The organism is Streptococcus infantis, from assembly GCF_047460685.1.
GTDB lineage: Bacteria > Bacillota > Bacilli > Lactobacillales > Streptococcaceae > Streptococcus > Streptococcus infantis_AD.
Genome location: NZ_JASHFS010000008.1, coordinates 78,456 through 99,349, shown reverse-complemented (window position 1 = coordinate 99,349; position 20,894 = coordinate 78,456). Strand labels below are relative to the sequence as shown.

Below are 20,894 nucleotides of genomic sequence, written 5' to 3'. Positions count from 1 at the left end.
ATTCACCAGATTTGAATCCTATTGAGCAGGCTTGGGCTATCTTGAAAAAGAAAGTGACAGATTTATTAAGGGAAGTCCCCAATATCTTTGAATCATTAGAGTGCTTTTTTAAAACTAAATAACTATAAAATAATAAAAATCTTAACACAAACATTCTAAGAATGCAAAAAGGCAGGAGCCAAAAATGGCTCTTGCCTTTTAATACTATTATCTTGTCAGACGGTAATTTAGAAGTTCAACTCAATCTTATTTTTTCTTTTGAGCGAGTAGTCCAAAGCCACCTAGAACTCCAACCAAGCCTAAAGCAAGGAGATTTGCATCTACTTCTTCACCCGTACTTGGAAGTTGTTTTCCTTCAGTTTTTTCAGCTTGTGCTACTTCCTGCTTAGTCGTTTGAATCACTTGAACAGGTGCGACTAGTTTTTCAGTTGGAATTTCAGCCACTTTTGTACCAACTTCAACAATCTCAGTTACGGTTTCTTTGACTACTTCTGTCCCCTTAAGACTGCGGTTGCCTTCTGAATCAACCTCTACAAGATTTCTACGAAGTCCTTCCATTCCAGCTTGAACCAGACGACGTTCACCTGCTGAAAGGTTTGCGTTTTCTCTTTCCTCACGTCCAAATGCAAGTACTTCTTCTTCAACTACCAAGCTTGGTTTCTTAACTTCCAAGACTTTTGGTCCTTCTAGTGGCTGAACACGGCTTTCTACTTTGGTACCAACTTCAATAATCTCAGTCACTGCTTCCTTGACGACTTCTGTCTTAAGAAGTGTGCGATGGCCTTTAGCATCTACCTCAATCAAGTGACGGATTTGACCAGCCTCACCAGCTTGAACCAGACGGCGTTCACCTAGTAAAAGCTCTCCTGTCGGACGCTCTTGGTGTTTGAAGGCTAGGGCTTCTTCCTTCACTTCCAATTCTGGTTTTTCGAGAACAAGATCTCCAGAACCGTCCAATGGTTGAACACGGCTTTCTACCTTAGTACCAACTTCAGTGATTTCTGCAACTGCTTCCTTGACTACCTCTGTCTTAAGAAGAGTACGGTTACCCTTAGCATCTACCTCAATCAAGTGACGGACTCGCCCTGCCTCACCTGCTTGAACCACACGGCGTTCACCTAACAAGAGGTCTCCTGACGGACGTTCTTGGCGTTCGAAGGCTTGAGTTTCTGTTTCAACCACTAGCTCAGGTAGAGCTTCAACTGTTGGCGCAGTTTCACCTTCTTCTAAGCTACCCACATGATGGCTTTCTTTAACAAGGAGTTTTTTATTGAGTTCTTCCTTGAGGTTGGCAAATGCTTCTGGACTTGGATTTGTTGAGCCAATAAGAGTTTCTGCTTGAGCGATGATTGGATCGTCTGCATTTTTCTCACGAACTTTTCCTAGAAGAGTTTCAAGCTCTTCCTTAGCTGTTTGATAAAGCTGTACACCATTCAAGTCAGAACCTGCTTGTTTCAAGTCGTTCAAGGCTTGGTTGACTGCTTCTTGACTAGCGTCGTGGTTTTCTAGGACAGCTTTTGCTGCTTCAATCTTCTCAACGAGAGCTGCTTGTTTTTCAGCATCCGCAAATGTATAAGCTGTCGTTCCTTTGCGTCCTTGAGCAGATGTGATTTCTTGTTTCAAATATTCGTCGTTAATGGCTGCCTTAGGTGATACTAGAACATCAAATTCGACAGTTTGTCCTTGATAGTGCAACTCAAGTTTTTGACGGCCTGTTTTTTGAGCATCATAACCTGTAATTTCGACACCCTCGTCTGTAAAGCTATGTTCTGTCTCAGTTTCATCATCATACAAGACCTTGAAGCGTCCCTCTGATAAGTCAAGAGCATCGCCTACCAAGTAATCAATTTTCGGTTGTTTGCTAATATACAAGGCTGCGACTTCTTTTGGACCAGCTTCTTCACCAGTCACTTGAACCTTGAAGCTTCCTGCAACTGGAAGACCAAGATAAGTTACTGTTAACTCTTGTTCACCATGATGGTGAGCATCATAGCCGTTAACAACTACACCTGCATGACTGAGGTTGATGACTTCATCTGCTTCTTCACCCTCATATTTGACACGGAGAAGACCACCTTTAAGATTCAATTCCTCGCCGTTTTGGTAACTTGCCTTTTTAGGTGCTGCTTCTAGACTGACAGCCTTAATCTTTCTCTCATCCTGAGGAATCGTTACAGCAAGAGTATTACTGATTTCTTTCCCTGGCAATTGTGTACGGTAGTAAAGAAGGCTTGGACGTTTTTCAAAGCTCAATGGTTCTGTTGCTAAATCCCCTCCAACTACTGTGTTTAAGGTAGCGATTGGAGTTTGTGAATCTGCCTTGTCATAGACTGTAATTGTTGCTCCAGCAGGAACTTCTGAGAATCCAAGCTGAATCTTATTGTCCGTTAGAACACGCGCTGCCACTTTAGCCATTGGAATGTTTTGGCTCTCCGTATCTAGAGTTTCATACATCCTCCAGTTGTAGATACGAATGGCTTTCCATGGTGTTCCATTGTCAGATGTGATAACATTCAAACGCCAGTCTTGGGCCGTAATTGGACTATCAAGAGTAATATCTGAAACATGGGCTTTATTGCCACGAACTGCTTTAGCTAGTTTCCATTCTCCAGCTTCATCCTTGTAGTAGAGGTCGAAATCCTTAGTATTCATCAATCCGTCATTAACAGATTCTCCACCAGCACCGGCATGGTCCATGACCCATCTAACAACACGGCGTGGTTGTGTCAAACGGATATCAACACTACCACTCAACTGAGCAGAAGACCATTTGTCAGATAGGCTGGTGATTGTACCATTCAACATACCTTCGATGCCTTCTCCGCCTTCTGTATTTGGGAAGGTACTTCCAATAACAGTCGCTCCTGGAACGATATTTTCTGCTAATGGTCTTGGGAGACTTGTATCTTGAACCGTCATGCCCCATTCGAAGTTTGTAGTTGCAGCTTCAGAGCGAAGGCCATTCTTACCGACTGCAACAACCTTCAACTCTTGACTGGTTCCAGTTGCACTAGCTGAACGGCTAACTTTTGGTAGGTAGATAGTAGTGGCAGATGAGCCTGTCAATAGGCGCCAAGCATCGCCATCCTTTTCATAAACTTCATAGAAATCAGCGTCTTTATTACCTGTAAATTGAACAATAGCTTCCGCTTCTTGGGCATTTTTGAGAGATTGCTTGGCTACTTTAAGAGCTGTTGGTGCTTGAGGAGCCTCTTGATTATCTGTCACAGTCAACTCACCCAAGTTAAATTGATAACCCTTAAGAGCAGCAGTATTTTCGAAAGTAAGTTTGATACCGTAAATGGTCTGACCTGCCAAGGCACTCAAGTCAAATTCGTCTTTTGTCCAATCGTCGGATAGAGTCAGTTCTTTACGAGCATTCTCACCACCATAGGTATAGTTTTTCTGAGTGGCAAACTCTACATAAACCTTGCTTCCCTTACCACCCTTATGGGCAACCCGAAGTTTTGTTTTATCCGTCACTTCCAGTTTTGTAGAGTAAAGACGAACATCTTGGTTGGTATTTTCGGCTAAATCACCCGCAAACTTGAGTGAATTTCCGCCATTGTAGGCATCTTCAAAATCGTAATCAGCTTGGAGCTTAGCTCCTGATGATGTTTGCCACCAACGCCATGTAGGCAAGATACCTGATACAGAACGATAGTTCCACTCAGAATCCTTGGAAACTTTACCGTCCACAAACCATTTTTTACCATGTCCTGTGTTAAAGGATGTTGTAAAAGTACGGCCTACTGCTGGTGTGCGGTCAGCTACGAGGTTGGCAATCCCGTACCAGTCCTTGTCATCTGGTTTTTGACCAGTTGGATCTCCTTGGTAACCTGTGAAGAAAATATTTTCATTCTTATGATAGTCTTCACCTGTTTTCCCAAGGCTCGTGATAGTATCTGGGGCAAAAAGTCCAAGTGATAAGCGAAGTTTGCCATTCTCATCAAAAAGGGCATCCCATTTTACTTTTGTCTTATAAGAACCACCTTGTTGCAATTCCAAACCTGCAAAAACATCATACTGACTGCGTTCTAGCCATTTAGCCATAGCTACAGAGTAATCATTTTTCTCTTTAGTCCAGTTAAAGTTGGCAAAGAAGTGATCTGCAGGAACCTTGTCTCCTTCTTTTTGCATGAATGGATAGTTATACTCGCCTAGTCCGTCTTCGTGATAACGACCATATTCATAGGTCATAGCATCGTACCAAGAATACTTGACAGGATGGTTGACTTTAGCAGCATATTCCTTGGTATAGAGCATGAAGTCACGCATTTTCTTACCAAGAGGCGTTACGATATCACCTGTTGTTTCTTGGTTGATAAAATATCCATCAAATCCATAATATTTAGCTAAATCAACCAACTTGCGAGCGATAGGGAAAGTTCCGTCTTCGTCTTGTTGAAGGGCTGCAGCGAATTTTTCTTGGTCTGCAATACTGTTAGACCAGTTGAAGAAGAGTGTACCCAATACAGGGACACCATTACGGTGACCAGCATCAATCACGTCCGGAGTTGGAACGAGCCCTTCCCAGAAGACCATTGAATTCAAGTATTGCCAGTAGTCAAAAGCATAGGCTTTAAACTCTTCACCACCTACAGAAGCGTGGTCTTTAGCCTTAGAGTTAGTGTTAGCAAGAGCTTCAACCTTAGCGTCCTTATTAGCTTTTTCGTTAACCACATATCCACGATAGCGCTTGGCTAGTTCTACTGAAGAGCGGTTAATAGCATCGTCTTCGCGAGCACCTGGTTCCCATTTCAACAAATCTTCCCAAGTGTCAAATTTAATTTCTTTTGGTCGAAGACTTTTTTCTTCATTCTTAGGAACGTCTGAGACAGTTGCTTTCTCTTCAGCCTTATTTTCTGTAGCCACAGGTGCTTCTTCAGCCTTAGGAGTTTCAGCAGTTGGACTTGTCGCTTCTTTATCACCTGCATTCAACTGGTCCAAGGTTGGTTTTTCTTCTGAAACTGGTTGCTCACTTTCCTTGTCTTCCCTTGCTTCTAGCTCTTTCAATACTTCTGGTGCTGGTGTAGTTGCTTCTGCTGATGTAGTGGTTGACGGTTGCTCTGAAGCTACTGCTGTAGTTGTTGCCCCATTTTCTGGAACGACAGACTCTTCAGCCAAAGCTGGACCTGCAAATAGAACTGAACCAATCATCAATGAGCAGGCACCCACTGACAATTTCCGAATACTATAGCGACAATGTTTTTCAAAAAATGGATTCTTCATCTTTTTCTCCTTTGACTTTCCACAAAAAGTAAGCGCTTTATTTTTGAATTAAAAAAGTAGCTGTTCCAAAAACACACAGAACAGGTCATTTTTATTTTACGATATTTAGAAAAAGAGTCAACACTAGCCCTTCAAGAACTATAAAGAAGTGAAGAATTAATATAAATTAGACAATCATTGACCATTTTTCGAATAAAATCAACATTTTTCTCAAAAAAGAGCATTTACTACTTGTTAGATTTACTTTTATCCTTTAAAATAGAATGGGAGAAATTCCGCGATTATTTTTCGGAGGAAAAAGAAAATGTCCATTAATTGGCAGGAAATTATTTTTCACTTTTTAGGTGGTCTGGGTCTATTTTTATATAGTATCAAGACCATGGGAGACGGTTTGCAACAAGCTGCTGGAGACCGCCTTCGATATTACATTGACAAGTACACAAGTAATCCCTTCTTAGGGGTTTTAGTGGGGATTGTCGTCACTGCCCTAATCCAGTCAAGTACAGGTGTAACGGTTATTACAGTTGGACTGGTCAGTGCTAGTCTCCTCACCCTTAGACAGGCCATCGGGATTATCATGGGAGCCAATATTGGAACGACCGTAACGTCCTTCATTATCGGTTTCAAACTTGGCGAGTATGCCCTACCCTTGATTTTCCTTGGAACCATGTTCTTATTCTTTACAAAAAACCGTACTGCAAATAATATTGGACGTATCCTTTTTGGTGTGGGTGGTATCTTCTACGCCCTCAACCTCATTAGTGCTGGGATGAGCCCTCTTAAAGACTTGCCTCAGTTCAAGGAATACATGGTTACCTTGGGGCAAAATCCTATCTTGGGAGTTGTGGCTGGTGCTGTCATTACCGTTTTGATTCAGGCATCTTCTGCAACCATCGGGATTCTACAAGGTCTCTATGCAGGTGGATTCCTCGACCTCAAAGGGGCACTACCAGTCCTATTCGGAGATAATATCGGTACAACCTTAACCGTTATTATCGCAGCAGCCGGAGCAAATGTTTCTGCTAAACGGGTTGCAGCAACACACGTTACCTTTAACGTTTTAGGAACCATCCTCTGCTTAATCTTATTAGGCCCATTCACTGCGATGATCGAGTACTTCCAGGCACTACTTCACCTCTCACCTGAGATGACGATTGCCTTCTCACACGGTGCCTTTAACGTAAGTAACACCATTGTACAATTCCCATTCATCGGTGCCTTGGCTTACTTTGTTACTAAGCTAATCCCTGGTGAAGACGAAGTTGTTAAATACGAACCTCTTTACTTGGATGAACAACTCATCAAGCAAGCTCCTTCTATCGCCCTAGGAAATGCCAAGAAAGAACTCTTGCACTTAGGAAACTATGCGGTTAAAGCATTTGACCTTTCTTATGACTACATCATCAATTCTGACGAGAAAGTAGCTGAAAAAGGGCACAAGACTGAAGAAGCTATCAATACAATCGATGAGAAATTAACACGTTACCTCATCAGCCTTTCTAGTGAAGCATTGAGTCAAAAAGAGAGTGAAGTCTTAACCAACATCCTTGACTCTTCTCGAGACTTGGAACGTATCGGTGACCACGCTGAAGCTTTGATTAATCTTAACGACTACTTGCAACGCAAGAATGTTCAATTCTCTAACTCAGCCCTAGAAGAGTTGGAAGATATTTACCGTCAAACAAGCGATTTCGTTAAAGATGCTCTTGAGAGTGTTGAAAACAATGACCTTGAAAAAGCTCAATCACTTATTGAACGCCATGAAGCCATCAACAAGATGGAACGCGTCCTTCGTAAGACACACATCAAACGCCTCAACAACGGCGAATGTTCTACCCAAGCTGGTGTCAACTTTATCGACATTATTTCACACTATACTCGCGTGTCAGACCACGCTATGAACCTTGCTGAAAAAGTTTTGGCTGAACAAATTTAATACTCAATGAAAATCAAAGAGCAAACTAGGAAGCTAGCCGCAGGCTGTACTTGAGTACGGCAAGGTGAAGCTGACGTGGTTTGAATTTGATTTTCGAAGAGTATAAGATAAAAAAATGCTTTGATTCGAACGAATCAAAGCATTTTAAATAGCTCTCCAATCATAATGGAAGAGGCAGCTGCGCCCTTGTACCTAGCTTCTTCCTTTTGGATAAAGCTGGCCAGATTGACTAACTCTGGCGCTGGGGTCTTGGGATTCTTGAGAAGTTCAAGAGTGACCAGACCTGATAGCCGTACTGCTAGCAATCGCTCATTGGTGCTAGGTAATTTCTTAGCAGTCTCTACAAGTGCGATCACTAGATCTTCACTCAAGTTTTGACGGGCATGATTGTAAAGATCCCGTATCAAGGTTTCTAGGTTTGGTTCTTCCATACCCATCACCTCCATCTTTTCAGTTTAATAATTTTTGATCAAATCTACAGTAGAGCGATCTAATTTTTTAACCAAGGCTTGTAAGAAAGCTTGAGCTTCTAAGAAGTCATCCATGGCATAAAGTGTTTGGTGAGAATGGATATAACGAGCGCAGACACCGATTGTAGTAGAAGGTACACCAGCATTTTTCAGATGAGCTGCACCTGCGTCAGTTCCACCTTTTCCGCAGTAGTATTGGTACTTGATTCCAGCTTCTTCAGCAGTTGTCAAAAGGAAATCCTTCATTCCTGGGAGAAGCAAGTGACCTGGATCATAGAAACGAATCAAGGTTCCATCACCAATCTTACCTTGGCCACCATAAACATCACCAGCTGGTGAACAGTCAACTGCAAGAAATACTTCTGGATCAAATTTTGTTGTAGAGGCATGGGCACCACGAAGTCCAACTTCTTCTTGGACGTTAGCTCCAAGGTAAAGTTCATTTCCTAGTTTTTGGCCTGACAAGTTTTCAGCCAACTCGCTAACCATGAGCACACCATAACGGTTATCCCATGCTTTTGAGATGATATTTTTTTCATTGGCAGTGAGGATTGCGCTACTATCTGGAACAATTGTATCTCCAGGACGGATACCAAAACTTTCAGCCTCAGCCTTATCCGCAAAACCACCGTCAAAAACGATATCTGAAATAGCTGGCATAGTTGGTCCACCTGTGCTACGAGTCAAATGTGGAGGAACTGAACCTGAAATTACTGGAATCTCACGGCCTTCACGTGTAAAGAGTTTAAAGCGTTGGCTGCTAACAACCATAGGGTTCCAACCACCAATGCTGACTACTCGGAAGGTACCGTCTGCTTTGATTTCACTAACCATGAAACCAACTTCATCCATGTGAGAGGCTACCAAAACACGAGGTGCATTTTCAACTTCTGAGTGTTTAACCCCAAAAATACCACCCAAGCCATCAGTCACAACTTCATCCACGTGAGGTGTTAATTTTTCACGAAGATAAGCGCGAACAGGTGCTTCATGACCTGAGATAGCGGAAAGTTCTGTTACTTCTTTGATTTTAGAAAATAATGTTGTCATTTCTATCCCTTCTTTCTTTCAACCATTTTACCACTTTTTATAGGAGAAAGGTAGTGGAAATCAACATTTTACCAAGTAACTTACTCTTATAACAATAAAAGAATCACAAATGTGATCCTTCTTCTCTTGTATTTCGCTTTAATGAAAAGTAGTCTGGTACTGGATCTTTACCCGTTTCAGACCAAGGATGGCAACGTAATATCCTAGCCAAGCCCATCAAAACTCCCTTGAATCCATGTTTATCAATAGCTTGAATCATATAGTTTGAACAGCTGGGCTCAAATCTGCAAGAAGGTGGAAAGGCTGGCGAGATAAAGCGTTGGTAAAAGCGCACTGGCGCAATTAAGATTTTTTTCATTATTTATTATTGGTTACAGCCATGGTGTGTAGTTGGCTGATTTCTTTTTTATTGAGACGTCGTGATTCTCCTGGACGAAGTCCTGTCAAGTCTAGATGACCAAAACGAGTTCGAGAGAGTTTATCTACTTGGAGGCCAACAGCTTCAAACATTTTTTTGACCTGGTGATTGCGTCCTTCATGGATAGTCAATTGAACAACTGAACGGTTTTTGACTGGATCCACTTTGAGAATCTCGTAAACAGCTGGCTTGGTTTTCTTGCCATCAATTTCTACTCCTCGAGTCAAGGGACGAAGATTTTCTTTGTTGGCAATTCCTTTCACACGCGCAACATAGACCTTGTCAATCTCATTACGAGGGTGAATCATCTCATCTGTAAAGTCTCCATCATTGGTCAAAATCAAAACTCCAGACGTATCCCAGTCCAAACGTCCCACAGGGTAGATACGCTCTTTAACATTGGGCAAAAGGTCGACAACAGTCTTACGACCCTTGTCATCTGTCACACTGGAAATCACACCGCGTGGTTTATTGAGCAGATAGTAGACCTTTTCTTCGTTATAGATTGGTTGTCCTTCAACTTCGACCTTGTCGCCTGACTTGATAGTCGTTGCTAGTTCACGAACCACTTGGCCATTGACAGTTACCAAGCCTTGCTTGATCAACTCTTCTGCTTTTCTCCTACTGGCCACACCTGCGTGGGCAATATATTTATTGATTCTCATCTTCTTCTATCCTTTCACCAAATAATTGGCTTTCTTGTGCTTGAATGTCAAGCTCATCAATCACGGGCAACTCTTCCAAATGGTTAATGCCCATATAATCCAGAAAATAATCCGTCGTTACATAGAGATTAGGGCGTCCAAGAACTTCTTTTTTCCCGTCTTCTTTTATCAAGTCAAAGGCTTGCAACTTAGCTAGCGCTCCACTTGAATTAACCCCCCGAATAGCATCGATCTCTATCCGTGTGATAGGCTGCTTATAAGCAATGATGGACAAGGTTTCAAGGGCAGCCCGAGACAGGCTCTGATTGATAGGTGCCTTAGAGTATTCTTTCAAAACGGCTGCGAATTGAGGCTTGGTTACCAATCTGTAGGCACCACCTGTCTCAATCAAGGCTAAACTGGAATCCTGGTCTTTTTCATACTTTTTGGCTAATTTTTCTAAGCTTTGCTGGATACCAGTCGGTGGCAAAGAAAGGAGCTCAGCCAACTGGCGAATCCTAATCCCCTCTTCACCCGCTACAAACAAGAGCGCTTCTATTTCTGCTAAAGTACTCATATTCCCTCTCTATCAAGCTTGACTCTGCTCTACTTGATTTTCCTCATTCTTTTTCAGGAGATAGATATCTCCAAAGCTCTCTTTTTGAATCAAGAGAATTTCTTGGGTTTTAATCAACTCCAAGGTTGCTAAAAATAGTGTGATGACCTCTTGTAAATCCTTGGTTTCTTTAAACAAATCCTGCAAGCATAATTGCTCACCTTCAACCAAGGCTTCTCGGACGATAACCATCATATCCTCAATCTTATACTCATCTCGTAAGATTGTTGTGTGACTTTTCGAGAATTCTTCCTTTTTCTTGGTCAGTAAGGTTGAAAAGGCTAAGAAAAGATCAATCGTCGTCTTATCATGCACAAGTTCAGCATCCTCATAAATCAACTCTGTCGGCGCTTTTGAGTAATATCGAGCTCGTTCTTGATGCTTCACTTCCAACTGCTCTCCCAAAAGTTTAAACTTACGGTATTCTTCGATTTGAGAAAGGAGATCCTGCTCTAGGTCATCCTCTAAATCCGTCACTTCTGCAACCTTTGGCAAGAGCTTGCGACTCTTGATTAGCATGAGTTGACTAGCCATGACCATGTATTCACCTGCCACCTCTAAACGCATGGCTTGTAAGGTCGAGATATAAGCTAGATATTGCTCGATAACCTCTGTAATCGGCACATCATAGATATCCATCTGGTACTTTGAAACCAAGTGTAGGAGCAAGTCCAAAGGCCCTTCAAAATCTTTTAATTTAATATCCATTATCTATATTTTTCCAAGGTCATGACTGTCTTTAATCCTAATTTTTTAGCAATTTCGTACAAGTCAACCTTTTCTTCGATTTGTCTTAATATAAACTGTTCTCTCAATCCTTGGGCAGATAAGGCTGAAAAACCTTTTTCCTTTAGAAAGGCTTCTAACTGACGAAAGGCCCACTGACGAGAATAGGGCTTCCCAGCTTTTTCAAAGAGGTAGCTCTGTCCCATCAAAGGTTCTAACTCCGCAAGCAGGTTTGTGGGAAGGCTCAAGATTCTTTGTTGAGAAGCTTTATTGACTCTCAACACTTGAAAATCTAGGTTCACATCACTTGTTTTTAAGGCTAGAATTTCACTTGGTAAGAGGCCCAATTCAACTATCAGTAAGGCCAACAAGCGTCCCTCTGGATAGGCACTTTCTTGCCAGAAAGAACTGAGATCTAAAAGTTCTGACTGAACTTGCTTTTTCTCAGCCTGTTTCGGCAATTCTAAACGATAAAAGGTAGCAATTTTCCCCTTCTGGTATAAAAAGTAAAGAAATTGATTGCAAGCAGAAACCTTACGCTTTTGGGCACTGATTTTAAACTGAGATAGCTGAGCTTGGTAGATTTTTAAACTTGTCTCAGAGATTCGTTCTCCCACAAGATCTAAAAACTGCTCCAAGTCATACTTATAGGATTGCTTAGAATTTACAGACAAACCTTGTTTTTCTTCTAAAAATACTGAAATTCCTTCTCTCATTTGCTTCGAATCTCATATTCCTTACTAAAATCATGCAGAAGGGCATTGACAGCCTTAAGGATAGACTTCCGTGTGATAATGCCTTGGAAGATACCATCCTTGTCAACGACTGGTAGGAAAGACTCATCCACTAACTTATGTAAAACATCCGTCAGTGTATAGTCTGGACTGACAACTGCTACGTCCTTCTTAGTCATGTGTACGATATCCGTATCTGACATGGCTTCCTGACTCAAGCCCTGCTCCATCTGGTAGGCCAGAATGTCTCTAAGTCCAATGGTTCCGACAAATCCTTTCTCATCAGTCACTACTGGCACTCTGGTATAGGTCATCTGGCTAAGGAGGAGAATTGCATGATCTGCATTGTGGGTATCAATGAGCACAGCCAAATTTCCAGCAGGAGTTAAAAAGGTTTCCTCTTGCTCCAGTAAAAACTGTTCAAACTCTTTGGCAATCATCGAGCGAACTCCTTGGATAAGCCTGGATAGACCTCATGGTTACGTGTCAAAAAGTCCACTTTAAAGTAGCTATCATCAATCTCTACACGGGCATAGAGACATTCTCTGATGGTCCCACGTGGTTGACTAATAGAACCAGGATTTAGGAAAAGGGTCTTCCCTTCCATCCAAGCATTTGGAACATGCAAGTGCCCATAAAGACAGATATCTGCATCTTCCTCTTGAGCCCAAAAATCAAGCTTTTGGAAATTGAAGTTAATATCAAACAAATGTCCATGAGTCTGGATAATCTTGGTAGGACCCAGTTGAGTCACCAAACGTTCTGGATAGTCTGAATAAAAGTCCATGTTTCCTCTGACTACTTGGATTCCTTCCCAGAGTGGTGAGTCTGGGCGAAGTTCCGAGTCACCATCGTGAAAAATGGCATCAACTTTCCCAAGATAGCGGTCACGTATTTCTTCTACAATCAAGCTATCTCCGTGGGAGTCACTCATTACAATGATGGTTTGCTTTGCCATGATGGAAATACCTCCAAAAGTTTCTTAACGGCTAAGGCACGGTGGGATTGACTATTTTTTTCTTCAAGGGTTAATTCAGCTGATGATTTACCAGTTTCTCCTACTAAGAAGAGTGGATCATAACCAAAACCATTTTCCCCCTTAGGTTCAAAGTTAATGTAACCTGGCCAATCAGCTTCGACAACCAAGCTTTCCTTACCTGGGCTAGCTACGACCAAGGTTGTATGGAATTGAGCTGAACGGTCCTTTAGTTCAAAGACCATAGCCAACTCGTGCAAGAGTTTAGCATTATTTTCTTGGTCAGTAGCCCCTACTCCTGCAAATCGAGCTGACCAGACACCTGGTAATCCACCGAGAACATCGACTTTAAGACCAGAGTCATCAGCTAAAACCATCTTGCCTGTTAATTTAGAGATGGTTTCTGCCTTAAGGCGGGCATTTTCTTCAAATGTCATACCTGTTTCGGCTACTTCAGGTAGGTCTGGATAATCATTGAGATTTTCTACGTCATAACCTAGTTTGTCAAAGATAGCACGAAATTCCTTGGTTTTACCTTCGTTACGAGTTGCAATCAACAAGGTTTCTCTGACTTTATTTGTCTCGAAAAAGTCTTGAACATTGACTCCTTCTTTAGGCAATTCTACATGCAGAAGTTGTCCATTTTCAACTAAGAGCAAGGCACCCTGACGTTGGATGACTTCTAAGTTTCGGTTCGCTTCTTGGTTGAGAATATCTACCACAAAAGAGAGTAAGCGGTAGGCTGAACCATATCGTAAAACAGTGACTGAAAGCGGAAATCCTCGCTCCTCATCTCGAAAGATTTTGGCCAAATCAAATAGCGGAAACTCTAACTCATCATCCGTCAAAGTCCGAATGCCACCAAAAACACTGTAGGATCCAACATACCAGTCCTGGTCATCCTTGTATTCATAAATTTTGTTTGTCATAATGTTACATGCTCCACATGAATCTCTTTTTCCAGCCATTCTGCACCAATCTGGGCAAAACTCTGACTATTAGCTGTTGTATAAAAACGGTGTTGAAGGGGCGCTGCATCTCGACTACGGTTAATCTCAAAGTAATTGAGTAAGACTGAGATATCGCGCACACACTCAGCTCCACTATCGATCAGCTGAACCTTAGGCCCCATGACATTTTGGATGATAGGTCTGAGGAGTGGATAATGAGTACAGCCTAAAATCAAGCTATCCACTTTTCCGACTAAGGGACGCAAAGTTTCATAGACAACTTTCTTGGTCACACTGGTCGATAGAGCACCTGACTCGACCAAGGGAGCAAACTTAGGGCAGGCCAAGCTTTCCACTTGTAAATCTGGGTCTAGATCATGAATCTTTTGTCGATAAATATCTGATTTTACCGTCATCGGGGTTCCAATCACACCGATCTTCCCACCTTGACTCGCTTTGATGGCTGCTGATGCACCAGGCAAAATCACACCCAATACCGGAATATCCAACTTGGCTTTAATCTCTTCCCAGACGACTGCCGTTGCTGTATTACAAGCAATAACAATCATCTTAACATCCTTGGTCAAAAGAAAGTTGACCAGTTGCCAAGTATATTCACGAATCTGCTCAGCAGGACGGGGACCATAAGGAGCCCGTGCCGAATCTCCAATATAGACGATTTCTTCATGGGGAAGCTGGCGCATGAGTTCACGTACAACGGTCAAGCCTCCAACGCCCGAATCCAAAAAACCAATCGGTCGATTATCCATACAGTCTTCTTTCTAGTATTTTTTTCTGATTGATAGTTCATTATTATTCATTTCTTCCTGAAATTGCTGACAGACTGGGTAGCTCCCCACTGTCTCCCTCTTAATCATAATCAATTATCAATAGAATGCAAGGAAAAAGTCTTATCTCTAAATATCAGTCAAACATAGTGAGAAGTCTGGAACTTTCATCCCAGACTTTTCCTATTTATTTCTTTTTATTGTTAGCAAGGGCTGCTTTTTGTTGGCGAATGATTTGGTGGTAAACTTGTTGTACTTTAGCTTCACTTGGCTTTTGACCGTTTGCACTCAAGAGAGTACGAACTGCTTCTGCGTTCAAACGTGGGTTATCCGCAAATTCTTTTTCGATTTGCTTGCGCACCAAGTACATACCTCCAAGAGCTCCTCCTAGAAAAGCCAAAAGAATCAATACAATTGCTAAAATAAGGTTCATAACATTTCTCCTGTTTCTTTTTGAATCTTCTATATTATACCATAAAGTCCTACGCCTGACTAGTTTGAGTTACGCTTTCAGATGGCTAATTCCTCATATTTCATTTCATATCTAATCATTTTTAAGTTCGATTTTTATAAAAAAAATAGAAGCACTAAAATTTGGTAAAATAAGGCCATTTCTCTTGAAAGCCCTTGCAATAGTTTTGTTTATTTGTTATATTAAGATTATCTGAAAAAATCACACATATTTCTGCAAGACTTATTTTTTTAAAAGATAATGTATGCGCTTACAGAATTAAGAAAGGAGAATTTTGTGGATAAGAGATATTGGGAAAAATCCTGCAAGTATAGCATCCGCAAGCTAAGTGTCGGAGCTGCCTCTGTTTTACTTGGAGCTGTGTTTTTAGCAGCACAGGGTGTTGCTGCTGATGGTGTCGAGATTACGGAAAGTGAGGCAACAATTACTGAAACCTCTGCTAAACCGGATACGAAGGTAGAGGAAGTTGTTGCTTCTAACACAGAGACTCAGCCTGTAGCTGAATCAGCTGAAAAGCAAACAAACCCTGAGGCAGAACTACCTCAAACTAGTAGTCAGTCAGAGACAAGTGCTACTACCGCACCTGCTGACAATAAGGAGAGCGAGAAACCAGAACTTCCTGTGAACAAGCAAGAACATTACGAATTACATTACAACCAGCCAACTGCTCCTTCCTATGACGGATGGGAAAAACAAGCCCTCCCAGTCGGAAATGGGGAAATGGGTGCCAAGGTTTTCGGACTCATCGGTGAAGAAAGAATCCAATACAACGAAAAAACACTTTGGTCTGGAGGCCCACAGCCAGATAGTCAAGACTACAACGGAGGAAACTACAAGGACCGCTACAAAGTCTTAGCCGAAATTCGTAAGGCCTTAGAAGACGGTAACCGTCAAAAAGCCAAACAACTAGCAGAGAGAAATTTGGTTGGGCCAAACAATGCCCAATACGGTCGCTACCTAGCCTTCGGTGATATCTTCATGGTCTTTAATAACCAGAAGAAGGGCTTGGAAAATGTTACTGACTATCATCGTGGCTTAGATATTTCTGAAGCTATCACAACTACCTCCTATACCCAAGATGGGACAAGTTTCAAACGAGAAACCTTCTCTAGTTATCCAGATGACGTCACTGTTACCCATTTGACTAAAAAGGGAGATAAGACGCTTGATTTTACCCTTTGGAACAGCTTGACTGAAGATTTGATTGCTAATGGAGATTATTCTTGGGAGAATTCTAAATACAAACAAGGGACTGTTAGCGTTGATTCTAATGGTATTTTACTCAAGGGAACTGTCAAAGACAACGGTCTGAAATTTGCCTCTTATCTTGGTATCAAGACAGATGGACAAGTCACTGCTCAAGATGGTTATTTGACTGTTACAGGAGCAAGTTATGCAACACTGCTACTCAGCGCCAAGACTAATTTTGCTCAAAATCCGAAAACCAACTACCGCAAGGATATTGATGTAGAAAAAACTGTCAAATCTATCGTCGAAACTGCCAAAGCCAAAGACTATGAGACTCTGAAAAATGACCACATCAAGGATTACCAAAGTCTTTTCAATCGTGTTCAACTAAACCTCGGCGGTAGCAAGTCTAATCAAACTACAAAAGAAGCTCTCCAAACCTATAATCCAACAAAAGGGCAAAAACTAGAAGAGCTCTTCTTCCAATACGGACGTTACCTACTGATCAGTTCTTCTCGTAACCGGACAGATGCCCTCCCTGCCAACTTGCAAGGAGTCTGGAATGCTGTAGATAATCCACCTTGGAACTCAGACTACCACCTCAATGTCAACCTACAAATGAACTACTGGCCTGCCTACATGAGTAATCTCGCAGAAACGGCTAAGCCAATGATCAATTATATCGACGACATGCGCTATTATGGTCGTATCGCTGCTAAAGAATACGCAGGTATCGAATCCAAAGAAGGTCAAGAAAACGGTTGGTTGGTTCATACTCAGGCGACACCATTTGGCTGGACTACTCCTGGTTGGAACTACTATTGGGGTTGGTCTCCTGCTGCCAATGCTTGGATGATGCAGAACGTCTATGACTACTACAAATTCACCAAGGATGAAACTTATCTTAAGGAAAAGATTTATCCAATGCTCAAGGAAACTGCTAAGTTCTGGAATTCCTTCTTGCACTACGACAAGGCTAGTGACCGTTGGGTTTCTTCTCCATCCTACTCGCCAGAACATGGAACTATCACGATTGGGAATACCTTTGACCAATCTCTAGTTTGGCAGTTATTCCACGACTATATGGAAGCAGCCAATCATCTGAAGGTCGACCAAGATTTGGTGACAGAAGTGAAGGCTAAATTTGACAAGCTCAAACCACTTCATATCAACCAAGACGGCCGTATCAAGGAATGGTACGAAGAAGACAGCCCGCAATTCACTAACGAAGGCATCGAAAACCATCACCGCCACGTTTCTCATTTGGTTGGACTCTTCCCAGGTACTCTATTTGGCAAGGATCAGCCTGAATATCTAGAAGCTGCACGCGCAACCCTAAACCACCGTGGAGATGGTGGAACTGGTTGGTCTAAAGCCAATAAAATCAACCTCTGGGCTCGTCTCTTAGATGGAAATCGCGCCCACCGTTTGTTGGCAGAACAGCTCAGATCTTCAACTCTAGAAAACCTCTGGGATACGCACGCGCCTTTCCAAATCGATGGGAACTTTGGTGCAACCAGCGGTATGGCAGAAATGCTCCTTCAGTCTCACACAGGCTACATTGCCCCATTACCAGCCCTTCCAGATGCATGGAAAGACGGGCAAGTCTCAGGCTTAGTCGCTCGTGGTAACTTTGAAGTCAGCATGAAATGGAAAGAGAAAAATCTTGAAACGCTATCTTTCCTTTCTAATGTTGGTGGAGACTTAGTCGTAGACTATCCAAATATCGAATCTAGTATCATCAAGATTAATGGCAAGGAAGTTCAAGCTAGTCGCCTCAAAGATAACCGTATCCAACTTGCGACTCAAAAGGGTGATGTCATTACCTTTGAAAACTTCCCTGGACGAGTGACTCGCTTATCAGCCCTTCGAAAAGATTCCGTCACAGCTGAACTCGACTTTAACACAGTTGAGGGAGCAAGTCATTATGTCATCCGACGAGAAAGCAAGGATGAAAACAGCCAAACTCCTAGCGTTCGTGAGTTCATCACCAACCAAACTCACTTTATCGATCGCTCAATTGATTCTAGTCATGCCTATACTTATAGCGTTAAGGCTATGCTAGGGGACCGTACAACACCAGTTTCAGATTCTGCTTCTATCGATGCCTTCAGTGAGTTGATGGATGACCGTGACAAGCGCATCCAATACGGCTCTGCTTATGGAAACTGGGCTGACTCAGAACTCTTTGGTGGAACAGAGAAATACGCCGATATCTCAAATGGGAATTATTCCGATAAGGATACAACAGCAACCATTCCTTTCAATGGACCTGGTATTGAAATTTACGGACTCAAGTCTTCTCAATTAGGACTTGCTGACGTTAAAATCGATGGCAAGTCTGTTGGAGAACTTGACTTCTATACAGCAGGAGCAACTGAAAAAGGTGTATTGATAGGACGTTACACAAATCTATCCTCAGGTCCTCATTTGATGACCATCACTGTTAAGCGCGAGCACAAAGGACGTGCAAATGAGCGTGCAAAAATTTCTCTCGATTACTTCAAAGTCTTCCCAGGACAAGGAGCAACTGTTGAGAAAATCGACGACCGTGACCCTCGTATCCAGTATGGTTCCATGTTTAAGGATTGGAGCGATGCAGAACTCTATGCTTCTACAGAAAAATACGCTGACATCAACGCTGATGATAGCCTTGCTTCTGAAGCCACTGCAACCATTCCATTCTCTGGAACAGGTATCAGAATCTATGGATTAAAAACAGCATCACTAGGCAAGGCACTTGTCACACTGGATGGAAAAGAGATGCCAGCCCTTGACTTCTACACTCCAGGAGCAACTGAAAAAGGAGCTTTGATTGGTGAATTCACCAATCTAACAGATGGCGACCATGTTCTCACTTTGAAAGTAGATCCAAATTCTCCACAAGGACGAAAGAAAGTTTCTCTTGATTCCTTTGATATCTTAAAAGCTCCGTCCGTGTCTCTCGATAGTCCAAGCCTTGATCCTATTAAGTCCAAAGATAAGACTGTTACCTTAACCCTACCAACTGGTAATTGGGATGGAGTCGCTGTCACCTTCCCTGGTATCAAAGGTCCTCTTCTACTCAGAAAAGTCGATGATGACCATCTTGTCACATCGGGCGAACAAACAGTATTAACCATTAAGGACAACAAGGTTCAACTAGATATTCCTGAGGCTACAGATCGTAAAGCTGGCAATTCGATAGAAGCTTATGCCATCCAAGATACAACAACTACTAGTCCTGTTGTAGCAGTCTTTCCTAAAGACGAAACTGCTCCAGTTGAAGAAAAAATCCTTACAAGTAAAGGGGATGAGCCTGCTCCAGTTGTAACCATTCCTGAGTACACAGAGCCTATTGGAACAGCGGGAGATCAAGAAGCACCTACTGTGGAAAGACCTGAATACACTGGTCCTATCGGAACTGCTGGGGAGCAAGAAGCACCTTCCGTGGAAAGACCTGAATACACTGGTCCTATCGGAACTGCTGGGGATCAGGAGGCACCTTCTGTGGAAATTCCTGAATACACCGGTCCTATCGGAACTGCTGGGGATCAAGAAGCACCTTCCGTGGAAAGACCTGAATACACTGGTCCTATCGGAACTGCTGGGGATCAGAAAGCACCTACTGTGGAAAGACCTGAATACACTGGTCCTATCGGAACTGCTGGGGATCAGAAAGCACCTACTGTGGAAAGACCTGAATATACCAAACCTATTGGAACTGTGGGAAATCAGGAAGCACCTACTGTGGAAATCCCCGAATACACTGAGCCTATCGGCACAGCGGGAGACCAGGAAGCACCTTCCGTTGTAATTCCTGAATATACCAAACCTATCGGGACTGCAGGAGACCAAGAAGCACCTTCCGTGATAATCCCTGAATATACTGAATCTATCGGGACTGCAGGAGACCAAGAAGCACCTTCCGTTGTAATTCCTGAATACACTGAGCCTATTGGAACTGCAGGAGATCAAGAAGCGCCTTCTGTGGTTATCCCTGAATACACTGAGCCTATAGGGACTGCAGGAGACCAAGAAGCACCAAGCATCACACTTCCTGAGTTTAAACTCAAAGTAATGAAAGATAAGACCACAAGAGCTCAAGTTATTAGTGGAACAACTGAACTCGAAGGAGCAAGTTATCTTGACAGTCAAAAAGTTGAAAACAAAGAACTCTTAGGCAAGATATACGATGCTTATGCCCTTCAACTCAAGGATAAAGATGGCAAATTAGTTCAACCAAAAGGTGCTGTACTCGTTCGTTTACCAGTTTCAGGTGCTGTCCAAGAACTCTATCAGTTGACTCCGACAAAAGACTTAAAATCACAAGAGTTCACCATCCGAGATGGGTATCTTGAGTTTATCGCTCTTGACCTGAACACCTATGCTATTGTTTACAAGACAGAAGGATCAACTATTAAACCTATCCCAGCTCATATGGAAGAAAGAAACCTAGAAACTACAAAACCATTGGTTGAAAGTAATGATGTCAATGACAAAGCCTCTACGAAGGAAAAACAACTTCCAGCTACTGGTGAACAGACTAGTCCTCTCCTCTTTATGGCAAGCCTCAGCCTAGCCCTCTCGGCTGCCTTCTTACTAAAAGGTAAGAAAGATTAAAAATTGTCCCCCAAAGGAATAAAAATTTATTCCTAGATAAAAAAGGATGGAAAATCATTCCATCCTTTTTCTGTTTTAACCTTATCAATAAA

General features: G+C 42.4%; 15 protein-coding genes. 2 read left to right on the top strand and 13 right to left on the bottom strand.

Features of this window, described 5'->3' with window-relative positions:
- Positions 1 to 246 precede the first annotated feature (246 nt).
- Positions 247 to 5,232 carry an endo-beta-N-acetylglucosaminidase gene (locus QM917_RS05415; protein WP_414285170.1) on the bottom strand — a complete coding sequence of 1,662 codons (4,986 nt, stop codon included), beginning with the start codon at positions 5,230 to 5,232 and terminating at the stop codon, positions 247 to 249.
- A 304-nt stretch (positions 5,233 to 5,536) separates the two neighbouring features.
- Between QM917_RS05415 and QM917_RS05410 the strand changes: the two genes are divergently transcribed.
- Positions 5,537 to 7,168 (top strand): Na/Pi cotransporter family protein, encoded by a 1,632-nt coding sequence (locus QM917_RS05410; RefSeq protein ID WP_371608206.1) that lies wholly within the window; start codon positions 5,537 to 5,539, stop codon positions 7,166 to 7,168.
- A 134-nt stretch (positions 7,169 to 7,302) separates the two neighbouring features.
- Here the strand turns inward: QM917_RS05410 and QM917_RS05405 are convergent, their stop codons facing one another.
- The 12 genes from QM917_RS05405 to QM917_RS05350 form a co-directional block, all read right to left on the bottom strand.
- Positions 7,303 to 7,599: a bacteriocin immunity protein gene (locus tag QM917_RS05405; RefSeq protein WP_371608207.1), complete on the bottom strand. Its 297-nt coding sequence runs from the start codon at positions 7,597 to 7,599 to the stop codon at positions 7,303 to 7,305.
- A gap of 24 nt (positions 7,600 to 7,623) precedes the next feature.
- Positions 7,624 to 8,688, bottom strand: a complete 1,065-nt coding sequence (gene pepA, locus QM917_RS05400; RefSeq protein ID WP_153224885.1) for a glutamyl aminopeptidase — start codon at positions 8,686 to 8,688, stop codon at positions 7,624 to 7,626.
- 103 nt (positions 8,689 to 8,791) lie between these two features.
- Positions 8,792 to 9,046, bottom strand: coding sequence for a membrane protein insertion efficiency factor YidD (gene yidD / locus QM917_RS05395; RefSeq protein ID WP_049510280.1), 255 nt, complete (start codon positions 9,044 to 9,046; stop codon positions 8,792 to 8,794).
- Positions 9,046 to 9,771: a pseudouridine synthase gene (locus QM917_RS05390; protein ID WP_016466836.1), complete on the bottom strand. Its 726-nt coding sequence runs from the start codon at positions 9,769 to 9,771 to the stop codon at positions 9,046 to 9,048. Before QM917_RS05390 ends, yidD begins: the two co-directional genes overlap by 1 nt.
- Complete coding sequence (gene scpB / locus QM917_RS05385) at positions 9,758 to 10,327, bottom strand: SMC-Scp complex subunit ScpB (RefSeq protein WP_371608208.1); 570 nt, start codon at positions 10,325 to 10,327, stop codon at positions 9,758 to 9,760. Before scpB ends, QM917_RS05390 begins: the two co-directional genes overlap by 14 nt.
- 12 nt (positions 10,328 to 10,339) lie before the next feature.
- The gene (locus QM917_RS05380; RefSeq protein ID WP_371608209.1) at positions 10,340 to 11,074 is read right to left on the bottom strand and encodes a segregation/condensation protein A; all 735 of its coding nucleotides are present in this window, start codon (positions 11,072 to 11,074) and stop codon (positions 10,340 to 10,342) included.
- Positions 11,074 to 11,808 (bottom strand): site-specific tyrosine recombinase XerD, encoded by a 735-nt coding sequence (xerD, locus tag QM917_RS05375; RefSeq protein ID WP_371608210.1) that lies wholly within the window; start codon positions 11,806 to 11,808, stop codon positions 11,074 to 11,076. Before xerD ends, QM917_RS05380 begins: the two co-directional genes overlap by 1 nt.
- On the bottom strand, positions 11,805 to 12,266 hold the full coding sequence (gene cbpB, locus QM917_RS05370; RefSeq protein WP_371608211.1) for a cyclic-di-AMP-binding protein CbpB: 462 nt from the start codon (positions 12,264 to 12,266) through the stop codon (positions 11,805 to 11,807). Before cbpB ends, xerD begins: the two co-directional genes overlap by 4 nt.
- Positions 12,263 to 12,784 (bottom strand): metallophosphoesterase, encoded by a 522-nt coding sequence (locus QM917_RS05365; RefSeq protein ID WP_004251713.1) that lies wholly within the window; start codon positions 12,782 to 12,784, stop codon positions 12,263 to 12,265. The genes cbpB and QM917_RS05365 overlap by 4 nt, the downstream gene beginning before the upstream one ends.
- Positions 12,760 to 13,731 (bottom strand): nucleoside-triphosphate diphosphatase, encoded by a 972-nt coding sequence (locus QM917_RS05360; protein ID WP_061863415.1) that lies wholly within the window; start codon positions 13,729 to 13,731, stop codon positions 12,760 to 12,762. The genes QM917_RS05365 and QM917_RS05360 overlap by 25 nt, the downstream gene beginning before the upstream one ends.
- Complete coding sequence (gene racE / locus QM917_RS05355) at positions 13,728 to 14,522, bottom strand: glutamate racemase (protein ID WP_049503242.1); 795 nt, start codon at positions 14,520 to 14,522, stop codon at positions 13,728 to 13,730. The genes QM917_RS05360 and racE overlap by 4 nt, the downstream gene beginning before the upstream one ends.
- Positions 14,523 to 14,727: 205 nt before the next feature.
- A complete protein-coding gene (locus tag QM917_RS05350; RefSeq protein ID WP_001048970.1) occupies positions 14,728 to 14,973 on the bottom strand; it encodes a YneF family protein in 246 nt (81 codons plus the stop codon).
- A 315-nt stretch (positions 14,974 to 15,288) separates the two neighbouring features.
- Between QM917_RS05350 and QM917_RS05345 the strand changes: the two genes are divergently transcribed.
- Positions 15,289 to 20,802, top strand: coding sequence for an SIALI-17 repeat-containing surface protein (locus tag QM917_RS05345; RefSeq protein WP_414285169.1), 5,514 nt, complete (start codon positions 15,289 to 15,291; stop codon positions 20,800 to 20,802).
- Positions 20,803 to 20,894 lie beyond the last annotated feature (92 nt).

Bases quoted from the DNA above. Each gene is read 5' to 3' on its own strand.
- QM917_RS05415 (WP_414285170.1), bottom strand. From the start codon at position 5,232: ATGAAGAATCCATTTTTTGAAAAACATTGTCGCTATAGTATTCGGAAA.
- QM917_RS05410 (WP_371608206.1), top strand. From the start codon at position 5,537: ATGTCCATTAATTGGCAGGAAATTATTTTTCACTTTTTAGGTGGTCTG.
- QM917_RS05405 (WP_371608207.1), bottom strand. From the start codon at position 7,599: ATGGAAGAACCAAACCTAGAAACCTTGATACGGGATCTTTACAATCAT.
- pepA (WP_153224885.1), bottom strand. From the start codon at position 8,688: ATGACAACATTATTTTCTAAAATCAAAGAAGTAACAGAACTTTCCGCT.
- yidD (WP_049510280.1), bottom strand. From the start codon at position 9,046: ATGAAAAAAATCTTAATTGCGCCAGTGCGCTTTTACCAACGCTTTATC.
- QM917_RS05390 (WP_016466836.1), bottom strand. From the start codon at position 9,771: ATGAGAATCAATAAATATATTGCCCACGCAGGTGTGGCCAGTAGGAGA.
- scpB (WP_371608208.1), bottom strand. From the start codon at position 10,327: ATGAGTACTTTAGCAGAAATAGAAGCGCTCTTGTTTGTAGCGGGTGAA.
- QM917_RS05380 (WP_371608209.1), bottom strand. From the start codon at position 11,074: ATGGATATTAAATTAAAAGATTTTGAAGGGCCTTTGGACTTGCTCCTA.
- xerD (WP_371608210.1), bottom strand. From the start codon at position 11,808: ATGAGAGAAGGAATTTCAGTATTTTTAGAAGAAAAACAAGGTTTGTCT.
- cbpB (WP_371608211.1), bottom strand. From the start codon at position 12,266: ATGATTGCCAAAGAGTTTGAACAGTTTTTACTGGAGCAAGAGGAAACC.
- QM917_RS05365 (WP_004251713.1), bottom strand. From the start codon at position 12,784: ATGGCAAAGCAAACCATCATTGTAATGAGTGACTCCCACGGAGATAGC.
- QM917_RS05360 (WP_061863415.1), bottom strand. From the start codon at position 13,731: ATGACAAACAAAATTTATGAATACAAGGATGACCAGGACTGGTATGTT.
- racE (WP_049503242.1), bottom strand. From the start codon at position 14,522: ATGGATAATCGACCGATTGGTTTTTTGGATTCGGGCGTTGGAGGCTTG.
- QM917_RS05350 (WP_001048970.1), bottom strand. From the start codon at position 14,973: ATGAACCTTATTTTAGCAATTGTATTGATTCTTTTGGCTTTTCTAGGA.